The organism is Dyella sp. S184 (assembly GCF_009766065.1).
GTDB lineage: Bacteria > Pseudomonadota > Gammaproteobacteria > Xanthomonadales > Rhodanobacteraceae > Rhodanobacter.
Genome location: NZ_LMUE01000012.1, coordinates 65220 through 81715 on the forward strand (window position 1 = coordinate 65220; position 16496 = coordinate 81715).

The 16496-nt window shown below is 65.5% G+C and carries 17 protein-coding genes; 4 read left to right on the top strand and 13 right to left on the bottom strand.

What is annotated here, in order from left to right; genetic code table 11:
- Positions 1–12: 12 nt before the first annotated feature.
- Positions 13–804: a DMT family transporter gene (locus GSQ75_RS16050; protein WP_254058612.1), complete on the bottom strand. Its 792-nt coding sequence runs from the start codon at positions 802–804 to the stop codon at positions 13–15.
- 192 nt (positions 805–996) lie between these two features.
- On the opposite strand from GSQ75_RS16050, the gene GSQ75_RS16055 reads away from it, so the two are divergent.
- Positions 997–1587 (top strand): DNA-3-methyladenine glycosylase I, encoded by a 591-nt coding sequence (locus GSQ75_RS16055; protein ID WP_158755894.1) that lies wholly within the window; start codon positions 997–999, stop codon positions 1585–1587.
- Positions 1588–1698: 111 nt separating this feature from the next.
- Positions 1699–2133 carry a lysozyme inhibitor LprI family protein gene (locus GSQ75_RS16060; protein WP_158755895.1) on the top strand — a complete coding sequence of 145 codons (435 nt, stop codon included), beginning with the start codon at positions 1699–1701 and terminating at the stop codon, positions 2131–2133.
- 85 nt (positions 2134–2218) lie between these two features.
- On the opposite strand, the gene bioC is transcribed toward GSQ75_RS16060, so the two are convergent.
- The 5 genes from bioC to bioB are packed head-to-tail and all read right to left on the bottom strand — an operon-like array spanning position 2219 to position 6944.
- Positions 2219–3100, bottom strand: coding sequence for a malonyl-ACP O-methyltransferase BioC (gene bioC / locus GSQ75_RS16065; protein WP_158755896.1), 882 nt, complete (start codon positions 3098–3100; stop codon positions 2219–2221).
- The gene (bioH, locus tag GSQ75_RS16070) at positions 3097–3882 is read right to left on the bottom strand and encodes a pimeloyl-ACP methyl ester esterase BioH (RefSeq protein WP_158755897.1); all 786 of its coding nucleotides are present in this window, start codon (positions 3880–3882) and stop codon (positions 3097–3099) included. The genes bioC and bioH overlap by 4 nt, the downstream gene beginning before the upstream one ends.
- Positions 3879–4655: a sulfurtransferase gene (locus GSQ75_RS16075; RefSeq protein WP_158755898.1), complete on the bottom strand. Its 777-nt coding sequence runs from the start codon at positions 4653–4655 to the stop codon at positions 3879–3881. Before GSQ75_RS16075 ends, bioH begins: the two co-directional genes overlap by 4 nt.
- 59 nt (positions 4656–4714) lie before the next feature.
- A complete protein-coding gene (gene bioF, locus GSQ75_RS16080) occupies positions 4715–5908 on the bottom strand; it encodes an 8-amino-7-oxononanoate synthase (protein ID WP_254058613.1) in 1194 nt (397 codons plus the stop codon).
- On the bottom strand, positions 5886–6944 hold the full coding sequence (bioB, locus tag GSQ75_RS16085; RefSeq protein ID WP_158755899.1) for a biotin synthase BioB: 1059 nt from the start codon (positions 6942–6944) through the stop codon (positions 5886–5888). The genes bioF and bioB overlap by 23 nt, the downstream gene beginning before the upstream one ends.
- A 153-nt stretch (positions 6945–7097) precedes the next feature.
- Between bioB and GSQ75_RS16090 the strand changes: the two genes are divergently transcribed.
- Positions 7098–7304, top strand: a complete 207-nt coding sequence (locus GSQ75_RS16090) for a hypothetical protein (protein WP_158755900.1) — start codon at positions 7098–7100, stop codon at positions 7302–7304.
- A 6-nt stretch (positions 7305–7310) separates the two neighbouring features.
- The gene (locus tag GSQ75_RS16095; RefSeq protein ID WP_158755901.1) at positions 7311–8033 is read left to right on the top strand and encodes a ComF family protein; all 723 of its coding nucleotides are present in this window, start codon (positions 7311–7313) and stop codon (positions 8031–8033) included.
- Positions 8034–8112: 79 nt separating this feature from the next.
- On the opposite strand, the gene ubiA is transcribed toward GSQ75_RS16095, so the two are convergent.
- From ubiA to GSQ75_RS16130, 7 genes are all read right to left on the bottom strand, one after another.
- On the bottom strand, positions 8113–9006 hold the full coding sequence (gene ubiA, locus GSQ75_RS16100; protein ID WP_254058636.1) for a 4-hydroxybenzoate octaprenyltransferase: 894 nt from the start codon (positions 9004–9006) through the stop codon (positions 8113–8115).
- A 228-nt stretch (positions 9007–9234) separates the two neighbouring features.
- Positions 9235–10800, bottom strand: coding sequence for a threonine ammonia-lyase, biosynthetic (ilvA, locus tag GSQ75_RS16105; protein ID WP_158755903.1), 1566 nt, complete (start codon positions 10798–10800; stop codon positions 9235–9237).
- Positions 10797–11045: an acetolactate synthase small subunit gene (ilvN, locus tag GSQ75_RS16110; RefSeq protein ID WP_158755904.1), complete on the bottom strand. Its 249-nt coding sequence runs from the start codon at positions 11043–11045 to the stop codon at positions 10797–10799. Before ilvN ends, ilvA begins: the two co-directional genes overlap by 4 nt.
- 162 nt (positions 11046–11207) lie before the next feature.
- The gene (gene ilvB, locus GSQ75_RS16115; protein WP_158756165.1) at positions 11208–13001 is read right to left on the bottom strand and encodes a biosynthetic-type acetolactate synthase large subunit; all 1794 of its coding nucleotides are present in this window, start codon (positions 12999–13001) and stop codon (positions 11208–11210) included.
- A gap of 181 nt (positions 13002–13182) precedes the next feature.
- Positions 13183–13524 carry a hypothetical protein gene (locus tag GSQ75_RS16120; RefSeq protein ID WP_158755905.1) on the bottom strand — a complete coding sequence of 114 codons (342 nt, stop codon included), beginning with the start codon at positions 13522–13524 and terminating at the stop codon, positions 13183–13185.
- 70 nt (positions 13525–13594) lie between these two features.
- On the bottom strand, positions 13595–14611 hold the full coding sequence (gene ilvC / locus GSQ75_RS16125) for a ketol-acid reductoisomerase (protein WP_158755906.1): 1017 nt from the start codon (positions 14609–14611) through the stop codon (positions 13595–13597).
- The gene (locus GSQ75_RS16130) at positions 14608–16311 is read right to left on the bottom strand and encodes a dihydroxy-acid dehydratase (protein WP_158755907.1); all 1704 of its coding nucleotides are present in this window, start codon (positions 16309–16311) and stop codon (positions 14608–14610) included. The genes ilvC and GSQ75_RS16130 overlap by 4 nt, the downstream gene beginning before the upstream one ends.
- Positions 16312–16496 lie beyond the last annotated feature (185 nt).

The window sequence follows — 16496 nt, forward strand, 5'->3', positions numbered from 1 at the left end:
CTGAATGGCAGATCACGTGCGTTGCCGTGCGCCGATCCCGCTGACCGCGACCAGTCCCAGCAGCACCAGCGCGATGCCGAACAACTCCAGCACGGACGGCTGTTCGTGCAGGATCATCCACGCCAACAGCACACTGACAATCGGCACGCCGAGGCTGGATAGGCTGGCCACCGTGGTGGGCAGCCGCTGCAGCACGATTGACCACAACCACCAGGCCACGGCGGAAGCCAGCACCACGCTGTAGGCGAGGCCGCCGATGAAAGCCCAGTCCCAGTCGATCGAGCGCTGCGGTACCGCCAGCGCCACGATGCCCAACGCCACACCACCGGCCAGCATCTGCCACGCGGTGAGGTTGAGCACGGAGAGCGTATGCGTGCGGAACAGGCGCTTGCTGAGCACTGTACCGCCCGCCCAGGCGGCACCACCGGCCAGCGCCAGCGTGGTGCTAAGCACGCTGCCCATGCGGTGCCACGGCTCGATGATGCACAGCAGTCCCAGCGCGGCCAACGCCAGCCCTAGCCAGTGCCGACGGGTCGGCTTTTCGCCGAGCAGCAGCCGCGCCAGTAGCACGGCCCAGAACGGCATCGTGTAAGCCAGCAGTGCCACATGGCCGGCACCACCATCAAGCAACGCCCACTGTTCCAGCCCCTGGAACGCGGCGGTCTGGCACAAACCGATCAAGATCGTCGGCAGCAAAGGTGGTGGCCGCAGCGATTGCCGCGAGACCAGCAGGGCGGCAAACAGCACGCTCGTGCCAAGCAGGTAACGCAATGCGGCGAAATCGAACGGCCCCGCGTGCGCCACACCTGCTTCATCACGATCCAGCTGTAAGCCCAGAGCAGGATGGTGACGAGCAGCGCAGGGACGGCACTGCGCTGTGATGACGAAAGAGGGGACATGACGATACAGCCGGGAGGGAGCGACAAGTCTAGCGGTGTCGGCTAGGGTGTGCCGGCGTACCCGCGTGCCTTGTTTCCCACTCAGTCAGTGCCTGCCATGACCATGCCATCCGATCTGCCACGCTGCCACTGGGCCATCAGCAGCGATGCTTTGATGTGCCACTACCACGACACCGAATGGGGAACGCCGCTGCACGACGATCGCGCCCTGTTCGAGTTCCTGTGCCTGGAGGGCGCGCAGGCCGGCCTGTCCTGGCGCACCGTGCTGGCCAAGCGCGAGAACTACCGCAAGGCCTTCCACAATTTCGAGATCGCCCGCGTCGCCGCGATGAAGGATCGTGAACTGGAAAAGCTGCTGCTCGATCCCGGCATCATCCGCAATCGGTTGAAGGTGACGGCGACGCGCGACAACGCGAAAGTCGCACTGGAAGTAATCGAGGAGTTCGGCAGTCTGGACGTCTACCTGTGGTCATTCGTCGACGGCAAGCCGCTGGTCAATCGCTGGCGCGACAAGAGCGAAGTGCCGGCCAGCACCGAGTTGTCCGACCGCATGAGCAAGGCGCTGAAGAAGCGCGGTTTCCGCTTCGTCGGCACGACGATCTGCTATTCATTGCTGCAGGCGACCGGGATGATCAATGATCATCTCGTCGGGTGTTTCCGGCACAAGGCATGTGGCGGGAAGAAGTGAGCAGTTTTTCTCGTGAATGACTGCTCTCGACTCGAACGGGCATTTTTCCGCACCTCATTTCGCCACAAATCGGTACGACATTGAGAACAACTTTAGCCATGGGGGATGGTTATGAAGGTCTGGATGTTCGCTCTTGCGATAGGTCTTTTTGCGACATTTTGTGTAAGGGCAGATGACAAGCCAAGGTATCCGATCGATGTTTGGTATGACAAAGCCATGGACCAGACAAATGGCAGCACCTACGCGATGATCGATGTTGAAGGAAAGGCATACGAAAAATGGGATGCCGAACTGAATGTCGTTTATCAGCACCTTCTGCATAAGTTGAATGCACAAGATCAGGTCAAGCTACAGGAGGCCGAACGTAGTTGGATTGCATGGCGTGACAGCGAGTCAGCCTTTTCGAACCAGTTTTGGCCGAACGCGTCGGGAGGTCAAATGGGTACGCTGGACCGTTGGGCCGCCATCCACGAAAAGGTTGGCACCATTCGCGGCAGGGTCATCCAACTGATGGGATACGAGGAAGACCTTGCGCATCCGCCGTGAAGATCGCCGAATAAGTGACGGCAGGAAGGTTAGCGTGAGCTTTCAACCCAAGGCGGGCCTTCCGGATTGCGCAAGGCTTTCGATTTCAGCGCCGTCTCGACCCGCGCAGATTGTCGATCGAAAAGCTGGCAATCTCGCCGCCATCAGCACCACGCCGCGGCTGGCCGACGGGTGGCCCCCATGCATGGGCGGTAACCACTTCCCACGTCGCCGAAATGCGACCATCCACACGCATCGCCTCGTAGGAGGCGAGCATGCGCTGGTAGCGTGACTTGCCGGTGAGGCCGCGTTCGCGTGTGCTGTCGGCATTCGTGGCGCCGAGGCCCTGCAGTTCTTCGAGCAGTTTGCGCGGTTCGCTATAGGTCAGGGTGTAGCGGAACACGTCCAATACGGGATCGCGCAGGCCCGCGCTGAGCATGGCGTCGCCGACATCGTGCATGTCGAGGAAGCGGCTGACGTGCGGCTGCTGGTCGGCTTCGGCCCACGATGCGCGCAGTTCTTTCAACGTGTCCGGACCGAAGGTGGAGAACGCCAGCAGGCCGCCAGGTTGCAGCACGCGCACGCATTCGTTGAACAGCGCGGGCAGGTCGTCGATCCACTGGAAGCACAGGTTGGAATGCAGCACGTCGACGCTGTGGTCGGGCAGCGGCAGTGCGGTAGCTTCGGCGCAGACGCGCTGGAACGGCTTGAGCCAGCTCGCATGCTGCTTCGCGGCGCGCAGCATCGGCAGGGCGAGGTCGACAGCGATCACCTCGGCCTTGGTATAACGCTGCTTCAGCAGCGCGCTGCCGCGGCCTGTGCCGGCGCCCACGTCGATCACGCGTTGCGGTGCCTGCGTATAGAAGTCCAGACGTTCCAGCAGGGCGGCCTGTACTTCACGCTGCAGTACGTCATGCTGTTCGTAGCTTTTGGCGGCGCGGCCGAAGTGACGGCGCACCAGCTGGCGGTCGAGGTGGAAGTCGCTCATCGGGCCTGCCCTGGATGGATGTGTGCCAGCAAGGGCTGGAGTGCCTGTGCCACCGCATCGGCATGGCCGAAGAACGGTGCGTGGCCGGCGCGTTCGATTTCGTCGTAGCTGCCGCCGCATTGGCTGGCGGACCATTGCATCGCCTGCGGATGCACCAGCCGGTCACGGCGACCGGCGATCCATGCACTCGGTACACGGAGGTCAGGCAAGCCGGCGCGGCGGTCGCCGGTGCTCAGGATGCGGATGCCTTCCTGCAACACGCGCAGATCGGGTTCGCCACGGGCGAACACCAGCGTGCGCAGCTGGCGCAGTTCGGCGCGTGGATCGGCACTGCCCATCGCCTCCAGCGCGAGGAAGCGTTCGATCGTGCCGTGGTAATCGGTTTCCAGATCGGTGGCCAACTGCTGCACCATCGCGGCATCGTTGCCATACGGCCAGCTGGCATCGCGCACGAAGCGCGGCGTGGCGCACAGCATCGCCAGGCCGCGCACCTGCTGAGGCAGATCCAGGGCGGCAGTCAACGCGATCAGTCCACCCAGCGACCAGCCCAGCCAGATTGCTGGTGGCGTGATCGCGGCAATCGCCGCGGCGCAGGTACTCGGCTCCAGCGGCAGCCCGCAATCGCGTGAGTAGCCATGGCCGGGCAGGTCGACCACGTACATCGTGCAGTGTGCTTCCAGCGCCTCGACCAGCGGCGCCAGCACGCCACCGTGCATCGCCCAGCCATGCAGAAGCACCATCGGCACCGGGCCGTGGCCATGCGTCTCCATGTACAGGCTCATGCGTCGGGGTCCTTGTCCTTGGCGCGTGGTGCGGGCATCGGGATGCCGGCTGGCGTCAGTGCGCTGTCGACTGCAACGCGTCCATCGAACACGAAGCAGTCGCCGCGCCAGTGTGTGCCGTCGGTCTGTTCCAGGTATTTCAGGATGCCGCCTTCGAGCTGGTAGACGTGTGGCATGCCGAGGTCCTGCATGTGCAGCGCGGCCTTCTCGCAACGGATGCCGCCGGTGCAGTACGAGACGATGGTCTTGTCGTCGTAGCGTGCGCGATCGGCAGCGATCGCCGCGGGAAACTCGGTGAAGCTGGCGATGCGGTAATCCACTGCCTGCGGGAACTTGCCGACCTCGACCTCGTAGTCGTTGCGGGTATCCAGCAATACGACTTCACGACCGTCGTCATCATGGCCCTGATCCAACCAGCGCTGCAGCGTGGGTGCGTCCACCGCGGGTGCGCGACCGCCTTCGGGACGGACCGTCGGCAGTCGCATGGTGATGATTTCCTGCTTCAGGCGCACCCGCAGGCGGCCGAACGGCACCTCGTCGGACAAGGACTCCTTCGGTTCGATATCGGTGAAGCGCGGATCTTCATGCAAGCTGGCGATGAAGTCATCGATCGATGCGCGACTGCCGGCGAGGAACAGGTTGATGCCTTCGGGTGCCAGCAGGATCGTGCCTTTCAGCGCCAGCGCTTCGCAGCGCTCACGCAGCCGCTCGCGCAGCGCGGGCAGGCCGTCCAGGCTGATGAATTTGTAGGCGGAGATGTTGACGATCGACATGCGGGGCTATCGGCAGAGCAAGCGGGCAATTATACGCGGCGGCGACTGGACGCCTGTCTTCAGGCTGATGAGGGCGGCAAACGCAAGGTTTCCAGTGCGGCCAGCAGACGGTCGACGTGTGCATCCTCGTGTGCCGCCGACAGCGTGATGCGCAGGCGTGCCTGACCAGCGGGCACGGTAGGCGGCCGGATCGCGCTGACCAGAAAACCCTGTCGTTCGAGTGCCTGCGCCGCGGCCAGTGCGGCATCGGCGCTGCCCAGCAGCAGCGGCTGGATCGCGCTGGTCGAGGTTGCCAGCGGCAGGCCGAGTTCGGTCGCACCGCGGCGAAAGCGCGCGATCAGCGTGGCGAGTTTCTGCCGTCGCCACCCCTCGGCCTGCGCCAGCTGCACCGCCTCGAGTGCGGCGGCGGCTAACGCCGGCGGCATCGCGGTGGTGTAGATGTACGGCCGCGCGAACTGGATCAGGCCCTCGATCAGGGCGGCTGGACCGGCGACGAAGGCGCCGGCGCAACCTAGCGCCTTGCCCAGCGTGGCCATCAGCAACGGGACTTCATATTGTCCGAGATTTGCAGCGCTGATGCTGCCGGCGCCGTGTTGGCCGAGTACGCCAAGACCGTGCGCGTCGTCGACCATCAAGGTGGCGCGTTCTTTCGCGCACAGGGCCGCCAGCTCACCCAGCGGCGCGATATCACCATCCATGCTGAACACGCCGTCGGTGGCCAGCAGCGCGGCGGCATCCGGTCTCGACGCTAGTTGGCGCGCGGCAGCGGCGACATCCGCATGTGGATAGCGTTTCAGTTCGGCGCCGCTGAGCTTCGCGCCATCGAGCAGGCAGGCATGGTTGAGCTTGTCCTGCGCGCAGATATCGCCGCTTGTGAGCAACGCCTGCAGCACGCCGAGGTTCGCCATGTAGCCGGTGGAGAACAGCAGTGCCCGCTCGCGGCCCGTCCACACGGCCAGCGCTTCCTCCAGTTCCGCGTGTTCGGTGCGGTGGCCGCAGATCAGATGCGCCGAGGTACTGCCGACACCGGCTTCCCTGGCTGCGCGCGTGAGTGCGGCGACCAGCTGTGGATGCTGCGCCAGACCGAGGTAGTCGTTGCTGCAGAACGACAGCAGGCGCTGGTGTCCGGTTTCCAGCCAAGGCCCGTCGACGCGGTCGATCGTGCGCAGACGGCGCAACAGTTGCGCATGCTCACGTTCGGCCGTCTGTGCGGCCAGTCGTGCGAGCAGGTCAGGCCGCAGCGCTGCAGCCACAGCCCTGTCCGCAGCTGGCCTGATCCATGCCGGGATGATCCGTTTCGAGGATGTCCGCGTGCACGGTGCCGGCTTCCTCGATCACCTGCAGCGGATGCAGATCGAGCCGGCGGAACAGCGCGCGGTCGTGCTCCACGTCCGGGTTGCCAGTGGTCAGCAGTTTCTCGCCGTAGAAGATTGAATTGGCGCCGGCGAAGAAGCACAGTGCCTGCACCGCATCGTCCATCTGCTGGCGGCCGGCCGACAGGCGCACCATCGAGGCCGGCATCAGCAAGCGCGCGACCGCGATCGTGCGCACGAACTCAAACGGATCCAGCGCTGCTGTACCCGCCAGCGGCGTACCTTCCACCTGCACCAGTTGGTTGATCGGTACCGACTGCGGATGCTCGGGCAGGTTGGCCAGCGTCTGCAGCAGGCCGGCGCGCTGGTCGCGCGATTCGCCCATGCCGACGATGCCGCCACAGCAGGTCTTCATGCCCGCATGACGCACATGCTCCAGTGTGTCGAGCCGGTCCTGGTACTGGCGAGTGTGGATCACTTCGCCGTAGAACTCAGGCGCGGTGTCGAGATTGTGGTTGTAGTAATCGAGTCCGGCAGCTTTCAAGGTGTCGGCCTGCGTGCCGGTCAACATGCCCAGCGTGGCGCAGGTTTCCAGGCCGAGGCCTTTCACCGCGCGGACGATCTCGGCCACCTTCACCACGTCGCGATCCTTCGGGCCACGCCAGGCCGCGCCCATGCAGAAACGGCTGGCACCGGCATCCTTCGCCGCCTGCGCACGTTCCAATACGGCTTCGACGCTCATCAGCTTCTGCGCCTGCACGCCGGTGTCGTAGCGCGCCGCCTGCGGGCAATACGCGCAGTCTTCCGGGCAGCCGCCGGTCTTGATCGACAACAGGGTGGACACCTGCACCGCGTTCGGATCGTGATGTTCGCGATGCACCGAGTGCGCGCGATGCAGCAGCTCGTTGAACGGCAGCGCAAACAGGGCGCCCACTTCGGCGCGGGTCCAGTCGTGGCGGATGGCAAGGTCGACCATGGAACAGCAACTCCCGTACATGAGGCGGCAGAGTGTGGAAGTCGCCCCGGAGCGTGTCAACTAGATACGTTGACGAATGGTTGACGCGAACGGGAGCGCAGTTCAGCCATTACTATCCCGCTACCAATGCAACCTGACATGGAGCGGATCGGCATGAGTGAAGGACAAGGCAGCAGCGGCAACGTGCTCGCGGCCATCTGCAGTTTCTTTATCCCGGGATTAGGCCAGTTGGTGCAGGGGCGTTTGCTCAAGGCGATCGTCATGTTCGTGCTGGCTGCCCTACTGTGGATCATCCTGCTTGGCTGGCTGATCCATTTGTGGTCGATCCTCGACGCTGCGTTGTACAAGCCCGGACGCTGATAGGAGATGCGCATGGATGCGCTGATAAAAACCTGGCGGCCGCTGCAACGCTTCGTGCTGCCGTGGCGTTGCCTGCTTTGTGCTGCTGCCGGCGGCCATGACATCGACCTGTGCGCCGATTGCGCGGCCGAGCTGCCACGCAACCGCAGCTGTTGTGCGCGCTGTGCGCTGCCGTTGGCAACACCGGCAGCGATGTGCGGCGAATGCCAGCGCCGTGCGCCACCGTGGTCCGCCGCATGGGCACCGTTCCGTTATGGCTGGCCGCTGGATCGACTGGAGTCACGCTACAAGTTCGGTGCCGATCTCGCCGCCGGCCGCGTGCTGTCGACGTTGTGGCAACGTGAACCTTGCCCGATCGACCTACCACAACTGCTGCTGACCGTGCCGCTGCATCGCAGCCGGTTGCGCCAGCGTGGCTACAACCAGGCACTGGAGCTGGCCCGTCCGCTGGTGCGCGAACTGGGTGTGCCGTTGCGTCACGACGTGCTGCAACGCCTGCGCCGCACCGATGCACAAACCGAACTCGATGCCATCGGCCGGCGCCGAAACGTACGCGGCGCATTCGCGATGCGCCAAGGCATCGAACTGCCAGCTCATATCGCGATTCTCGATGACGTGATGACCACCGGCGCCACCCTGGCCGAATGCGCCCGTGTACTCAAGCGCTCCGGTGTGCGACGGGTGGATGTATGGGCGTTGGCGCGGGCGCCAAAGTCGAGAAACGAGTGAAGAGGAGTGAGAAGTGAGTAAGAGCGTAGTGTTGCGATGACCCACTCGTTTCTCACTCCTCTTCACTTACTGCTCGCTCTCAGCGCACCGCCAGCGCCAGCACGATGCCGATCCAGACCACCAGTCCCAGCCAGTTGTTGTGGCGGAACGCGGCGAGGCAGGCATCGCGGGCGCGGGCGCGGATCAGCCACAGTTGGTAGCCGAACAGGCCCGCGGCGACGGCGAGGCTCAGCCAGTATGGCCAGCCCAGCGCCGCGCGCTGGCCGACAAACAGCATGGCCAGCACGAAGGTGCCCATCAGCACGCCGAGGATCGGCAGGTCGGCATCACCGAACAGGATCGCCGTGGACTTGGCGCCAGCCTTGAGGTCGTCGTCGCGGTCGACCATCGCGTACTCGGTGTCGTAGACCACCGACCAGATAATGTTGCCGATGAACAGCAGCCAGCCCACCGGTGGCACTGCATTCGTCACCGCGGCGAACGCCATCGGAATCGACCAGCCGAAGGCGGCACCGAGCACCACCTGCGGCATATAGGTGTAGCGCTTGGTGAACGGATAGATCGCCGCCAGCGCGGCACCGGCGAAGGACAGCTCGATCGTCAGCCGGTTGGTGAACAGCACCAGCACGAAGGCGAATACCAGCAACGCGGCGAACACCAGCAGTGCCTCGCGCGGCGTGACCCGACCCGAGGCGATCGGCCGCCCGGCGGTGCGCGCGACCTGCGGGTCCAGCTTGCGGTCGGCAAAATCGTTGATCGCGCAGCCGGCCGCACGCATCGCGAACACACCGAGGGTGAAGATGATCAGCGGCTTCCACGGCGGAAAATCACCGGCCGCCAGCCACAGCGCCCACCAGGTCGGCCACAGCAGCAGCAGCGCGCCGATCGGCCGGTCCATCCGGGTCAGCACCAGATAGTCCAGCGCCTTCGCGCGTCGGCTTGGCGGCAGTTTCTGCAGCAGCCAGTTCAGCACTCGCGTGGCGCGGGTCGAGCTATCGGCTGGCTGGACCGGCTTGGCAACGGGCTTCGCCGCACCGGGCCGGGGCCGGGCGGTGGGGGCGGCCGCGGTATTGCGTCGCTGGCGTTTGCGGGGAGGGGTGGCCATCCGCCGAGTTTAGCGTGGCCGCCACGCTCTGTTCGCGTGCTGGATCACTTCAGCAGATGCAGCGTGATTGCTCCGGCCGGCATCGTGTCGTCCTGTTCACTGCCGCAGCAGCAGCCGGTAGGCGGGATGGTCGCTCTCGTCCCAATGCGGGTAGCCGAGTGCGGCCAGAAACGACGGCAGCAGGGCATGCTCATCAGGTGGCACTTGGATGCCGACCAGGATGCGGCCGTAATCGGCGCCGTGGTTGCGGTAGTGGAACAGGCTGATGTTCCAGTCCGGGTGCAGCTGGCCGAGGAAGTGGGTGAGCGCGCCGGGGCGCTCGGGGAATTCAAAACGGTAGAGCCGCTCATTTTGTGCCAGCGACAAGCGGCCGCCGATCATGTGGCGCAGGTGCAACTTGGCCAGCTCGTCGTCGGTGAGGTGGAGTACGTCGAAGGCCTGCTCGCGGAACGCGGCCGCCAGCGCCTCGCGTTCGTCGCGACTGGCAATCTGCACGCCGACGAAAATATGTGCGGAACTGGCATCGCCAATGCGGTAGTTGAATTCGGTGATGCTGTGCCGCCCCAGGGTGGCGCAGAAGCGGCGGAAGCTGCCGCGTTCCTCCGGGATCGTCACTGCGAACACCGCCTCGCACTGCTCGCCGACTTCGGCGCGTTCGGCGACGAAGCGCAGGCGGTCGAAATTCATGTTGGCGCCGGAAACGATCGCCACCAGCGCGCCGCCGCGGTTGCCGTGAGTAGCGACATATTGCTTCAGCCCAGCCAGCGCCAGTGCGCCAGATGGCTCCGGCACGCTGCGAGTTTCCTGATAGATGTCGCGGATCGCCGCGCAGATCGCGTCGGTATCCACCCGTAGCATCGCGTCCACATGCTGCTGGCATAGCGCGAAGGTGAGTGCACCGACCTGCTTCACCGCGGTACCGTCAGCGAACAGGCCGACTTCGTCCAGCGCCACGCGCGCGCCGCTTTCCAGCGCGCGCGCCATGGCGTCGGCATCGACTGCCTGCACGCCGACGATTTTCACCTCTGGCCGCAGCGCTTTGATACACGCTGCCACGCCGGCCAACAGTCCGCCGCCACCGACCGGCACGAACACCGCATGCAGCGGTCCTGGATGCTGGCGCAGGATTTCCAGCGCTACGGTGCCCTGGCCAGCGATCACCGCCAGGTCGTCGAACGGGTGTACGAAGGTGGCGCCACGCTCGGCCTGCAGTTGCGTGGCCGCAGTCTGTGCATCGCTGTAGGAATCGCCAGCCAGCACGATCTCCACCATCGCGCCGCCGAGTCGGCGCACCGCCTCCACCTTTACCTGCGGCGCGGTCACTGGCATCACGATGGTGGCATGGATGCCGAGTTTCGCCGCTGCCAGCGCCACACCCTGCGCGTGGTTACCGGCGGAAGCGGCGATCACGCCGCGCGCGCGTTGCGCCGGGTCCAGCTGCACCATGCGGTTGTACGCGCCGCGCAGTTTGAACGAGAACACTGCCTGCTGGTCTTCACGCTTGAGCAGTACCGGCTGGCCGAGGCGAGCGCTGAGCAGCGGCGCGGGTTCCAGTGCCGACTCGTGCGCCACGTCGTAAACACGCGCGGCGCGGATCTGCGTCAGCAGATCGTCGCCTGCTACCGCATCGTCATCGGCAGCAGGCGCGGCGACTGCATTCATGCCGCGAGTGCCGTTGCCGGATGTGCCACCTGCAGCACGTCGACCAGCTTGCGCGTCTGCTGCAGGATCTGGCTGAGGCCGGCGTCGTCGCACTGCAGGCTCAGGGTCAGACGAGAGACGGCAGGATCATGCGTGGCGGCCACGGTCAGCGTGTCAATGTTGTAGCCGCGAGCGGCAAACAGCCCGGCCACGCGTACCAGTGCACCGGCTTCGTTCTGCAACAGGATGGACAGTGTGTGGTTCATGGCGAATGACTCCGGTAGTTGGTTCCTTTCCGGGAGGCAACCTCTTTGTTCGTCATTCCCGCGAAGGCGGGAATCGCTCTTGAGAGCGGTGGAGCGATTCCCGCCTTCGCGGGAATGACGTCGTTGGAGGTTTCCAGGTCAGGCAAGGGAAAAATCAAAAGCTCAGAACATGTTCGAAGTGGCCGTCTCGCCCGTGGCCGCCACCGCACGCGAGGCAATGAACTCGCCGGTGATCATCTGCGCGTAACTGGCGCCAGGACCGACCATCGGATACACGCCGGCATCCGGATCGATCATCACTTCGAGGAACGCCGGGCCATCGAACGCGAGGAACGCCGCGATCGTCGCCTCCAGATCCTCTGTGCGCTCCAGCCGTTGCGCCCAGGCGAAGCCGTCGGCCTGCGCGGCAAGCACGAAGTCCTTCTTGTGCAGGCTCTTGTCGGACGCGGCGAAGCGGCCCTTGAAGTACAGCTTCTGCCACTGCCGCACCATGCCGTCGCCGACGTTGTTGAGCACCACGACCTTGATCGGCAGGTTGTAGGTGGTGACGGTTTCCAGCTCTCCAAGGTTCATGCGGATGCTGCCGTCGCCATCGATGTCGATGACCAGCTTGTCGGGATGCGCGAACTGCGCACCGACCGCCGCCGGCAGTCCGAAACCCATCGTGCCCATCGAACCGGAAGTGAGCCAATGCCGCGGTGCGCGGAAGTCGAAGTATTGCGCCGCCCACATCTGGTGCTGACCTACGCCGGTGCTGATGATCGCGCGGCCATCAGTATGCCGGTTGATCGCTTCCAGCACGGCGTAGGGCTGGATCAGCGCAGTGCTGCGGTCATAGTTCAGCGCATGTACGCGCTTCAGTTCGGCAACGTGCGCATGCCAGGCATCGAGCGAGGGCCGCAAACCATGCGCGCTGCCGTAACTGGTCAGGCGCTCCAGCGCGCGCACCAGCGGGCCGACATGATGCCAGTGCACCGATTTCACCTTGCCGATCTCGGCCGGATCGATGTCGATGTGTGCGATGAACTTCGCGCGCGGTGCGAACTTGTCCGGTACGCCGGCCACGCGGTCGTCGAAGCGCGCGCCCAGCGTCAGCACGAAGTCGCAATCCTCCACCGCGTAGTTTGCATACGCGGTGCCGTGCATGCCGAGCATGTGCAGGGCCAGTGGATCGGTGGTGTCGAACCCGCCCAGGCCCATCAAGGTGGTGGTCACCGGCAGCCCGAAGGTGTCGACGAATGCACGCAATGCGGTTGCCGCACTGGCTGCGATCACGCCACCGCCGGCGTAGATCAGCGGACGTTTTGCCTGCATCAATGCAGTAAAGAAGGCGGCACAGTCGGCATCGCTCAGTACCGACTGTTCCACTGCGCGCAGACGCGCGCGGTAGCCAGTCAGCGCCAGCTCGCCGGTGCCATGAAACTTCAGCGCGGTGTTCTGCACGTCCTTCGGCACGTCCACCACCACCGGGCCGGGACGACCGCTGCGGGCGAGGGTGAACGCGGTGCGCAGGGTCGCTTCCAGTTGCGCTGGATCGGTGATCAGGAACACATGCTTGGCGCAGGCACCCATGATGTTGCTGATCGGCGCTTCCTGGAACGCATCGCTGCCGATTGCCACCGTGCTCACCTGACCGCAGATCACGACCAGCGGGATCGAATCGGCCATCGAGTCGCGCACCGGCGTAACCATGTTGGTGGCGCCGGGGCCGGAGGTGACCACCGCCACGCCGACCTTGCCGGAGGCACGCGCGTAGCCCGCGGCCATGAAGCCCGCGCCCTGTTCGTTGGCCGGCACGATCAGCGGCATCGGCTCGTCGCCGTTGTCCTTCAGGTGTGTCGCGTTGTAGCGGAACACGGCGTCGTACACCGGCAGGATGGCGCCGCCGGAATAGCCGAACATCACTTCGACGCCTTCATCGGCGAATACCTGCACGATCACGTCGGCACCACTCATCGCGTGGCCGGCAAGCGGATGGTGGTTGGCGGTGATCGGAGGTGCGGCGTCGGCTGTCAGCAATTGCGTTGTCACAATGGTTCCCTGGATGCGCCGGAGGTGCCGGCGGCTTGACGGAGATTCGGGCGGCGGACGTGGCGAGCGGAGTCGCCGCCAGTCCGATGCCGGAAGCGTCTAGTTGCTAGTTGCGGATCAATTCGTCTTCGGTGGCCGATCGTGCCGGCACGCCGTAGGTCGACACGATGCGCAAGTCCTGCGCGAGGGCCGAGAAGTTCTCCCACGCGATGCCGTTGATGTCGGCATCACGGGTGAAACCGCGGGCCTCGTCGTCCTCGAAGCCCACATGACGCAGCTGACCGGCGTGTTCGGGCTGCCGGTTGATCGAGAAGTTGAGCAGGTCGGTGCGCCACATCGCATACGTGCCCGCGACCACCGCTTGCGGCGGTTGGCCGAGTCGTGCGCTGTAGTCGGCGATCGAGGCCTCCAGGTCGGCAACAGCCAGGGCGATATGGAAACGTTTCACGGTTAACCTCCTCGTTCATGCATGGGGAAAGGCCGCCCGCCACGACTGGCGGGAAGCCTGTTGCCGGCTATCAGCCGACCTTCTTCAGCGGTGTGGCTTCGGTCTTGGCAGCGGACGGCCGCAGCCACGGCATCTGCGCCCGCAGCTTCGCGCCGACCACTTCGATCGGATGATCGAGATCGGCCTGCTTCAGGCGCTTGTAGTTCGGCAGGCCGGCGGCGTATTCGGCCGTCCAGTTGCGCGCGAAAGTGCCGTCCTGGATGTCGGTGAGGACTTCCTTCATGCGTGCCTTGGTGCCGGCGTCGACCACGCGCGGGCCGCTGACGTAGTCGCCGTACTGCGCGGTCTCGGAGACGAATTCCAGCATCCGCTTGAGGCCGCCTTCGTAGAAAAGATCGACGATCAGCTTCAGCTCGTGCATCACTTCGTAGTAGGCGATCTCCGGCTGATAGCCGGCCTCGACCAGGGTCTCGAAACCCTTGATCACCAGCTCGCTGGCGCCGCCGCACAACACAGCCTGCTCGCCGAACAGGTCGGTCTCGGTCTCTTCCTTGAAGTCGGTCTTGATGATCATCGCGCGGCCACCACCGATGCCGTCGGCGTAGCCCTTGGTCTTCGCCTCGGCGTGGCCACTGACGTCCTGGTGCACCGCCCAGATGCACGGCACACCGCGGCCACGCTCGTACTCGCTGCGCACCAGCGCGCCAGGACCCTTCGGGGCGACCAGGATCACGTCGATGTCGGCGCGCGGGGTGATCTGCTTGAAGTGCACGTTGAAGCCATGCGCGAACAACAGCGCGGCGCCCGGCTTGATGTTCGGCTCGATCACTTCCTTGTACAGCGTCGGCTGCACCATGTCCGGGGTCAGCACCGCGACCAGGTCGGCGCCGCGCACGGCATGGGCTGGTTCGACAACGGCGAAGCCATCAGCCTCGGCGCGCTTCCAGGTCGGGCCGCCGGGGCGCAGGCCGACCACGACATCGAGGCCGGAGTCGCGCAGGTTCAGTGCGTGCGCGCGGCCCTGGCTGCCGTAGCCGAGCACGGCGATGCGGGATTTGGCGAGTGGGTTGGTGGTGGCGGTACTCATGCGGCAACTCCTTCGGTGGTTTCGGTGTGGGTGTGCTTGGATGTGGCGGTAGCGGTAGGCAGCTGGGTGGTGGCGCCGTCGGAGGCGGAGCCGACCAGACGCGCGTACTTGGCCAGTGCGCCCTGGGTGACTTTCGGTTTGGGCGGCTGCCAGTTGGCACGGCGACTGGCCAGGTCGGCCGTGGTGCGCAGCTCGCGGTGTTCGGCATCGATCACCACGCGATCGCCCTCGCGCAGCAAGGCGATCGGGCCGCCACGCACCGCTTCCGGTGCGATGTGGCCGACCATGAAGCCGTGGGTGGCGCCGGAGAAACGGCCGTCGGTGATCAGTGCCACGTCGTTGCCGAGGCCACGACCGACCAGCGCCGCGGTGACGCCCAGCATCTCGCGCATGCCGGGGCCACCGGCGGGACCTTCGTTGCGGATCACGATGACGTCGCCGGCGTGGATGCGGTCGCCCTGTACGGCGGCGAAGGCTTCTTCCTCACTCTCGAACACGCGCGCGCTGCCTTCGAAGTGGCCACTCTTGCCGGCGAGCTTGAGGATGCAGCCTTCCGGCGCGAGGTTGCCGTACAGGATCGAGTAGCCGCCGCGCGGTTTCAGCGGCCGGTTGACCGGATGCACCACGTCCTGTGTCTCGGCGCGTGGTGCGGCCGCCGCTTCGGCGAACAGGCTGCGACCCGTGACGGTGGGTGCATCGTCCAGCATGCCGGCGGCGATCAGCTCTTGTGCCACCCGCGCGCTGCCGCCGGCGCCGAACAGTTCGACTGCGGTATAGCGACCAGCTGGCAGCAGGTCGGCGATCACCGGCGTGTGCACCGAGGCGGGCTCGAAATCTTCCAGCGCCCACTCGACGCCGGCCTCGCGTGCGATCGCCAGCAGGTGCAGCACCGCGTTGGTGGAGCCGGCGGTAGCGGCGACCATGCGGGCGGCGTTGCGGAACGAGGTACGCGTCAGCATGTCGCGTGGCGTGCGCTCGACCTTCAGGCATTCCATCACCAGCTCACCGCAGCGATAGGCGGCGGCGCCCTTGGCCGGATGGGTGGCGGGGATGTCGTTGTAGCCCATCGGCGACAGGCCCAGCGTGGTCAGCACCATCGCCATCGTGTTGGCGGTGAACTGGCCACCGCAGGCGCCGGCACCGGGGCAGGCATCGCGCTCGACTGCGCTCAGTTCCTCGTCGTCGATCTTGCCGGCGCCATGCGCACCGACGGCCTCGAATACTTGCTGGATGGTGATCGGATGATTGTCGTGCGTGCCGTGCGCGATGCTGCCGCCGTACAGCGCGACGCCGGGGATGTTCAGCCGTGCCAGCGCCATCGCTGCGGCCGGAATGGTCTTGTCGCAGCCACACAGCACCACCATCGCGTCGAGGCAGTGGCCGTCCACCGCCAGCTCGATTGAGTCGGTAATCACCTCGCGGCTGATCAGCGAGGCACGCATGCCCGGCGTACCCATCGCGATGCCGTCGGTAACGGCGATCGTGTTGAATTCGATCGGCGTGCCACCGGCGGCGCGGATGCCGGCTGCGGCTTCGACCGCCAGCTCGCGCAGGTTGAGGTTGCACGGGCTCACGTTCGACCAGGTGTGCACCACCGCGACCAGCGGCCGGGCAATCGCCGCGTCGTCCAGTCCGGTGGCGCGCAGCATCGCGCGGGCGGGGGCGCGGTCGGGGCCGCTCTTGATCAGGTCACTGCGCATGGGTGTTCCGGTGAGTTGGCAAGAAAAAGCGTCCCCTGCGTGCAAAGGGGGTTGGCGAAGCGGATGGGAACGTGCGCGTTGGGAACGCGCGGAGGGCATCCGGTGCCGGAAGCACGCGGGGGACGGCAGAAAATACGGACACGTCCATGTGGCCGTTGGGAAAGTGTTGAGAAGAGCCGGAGCTC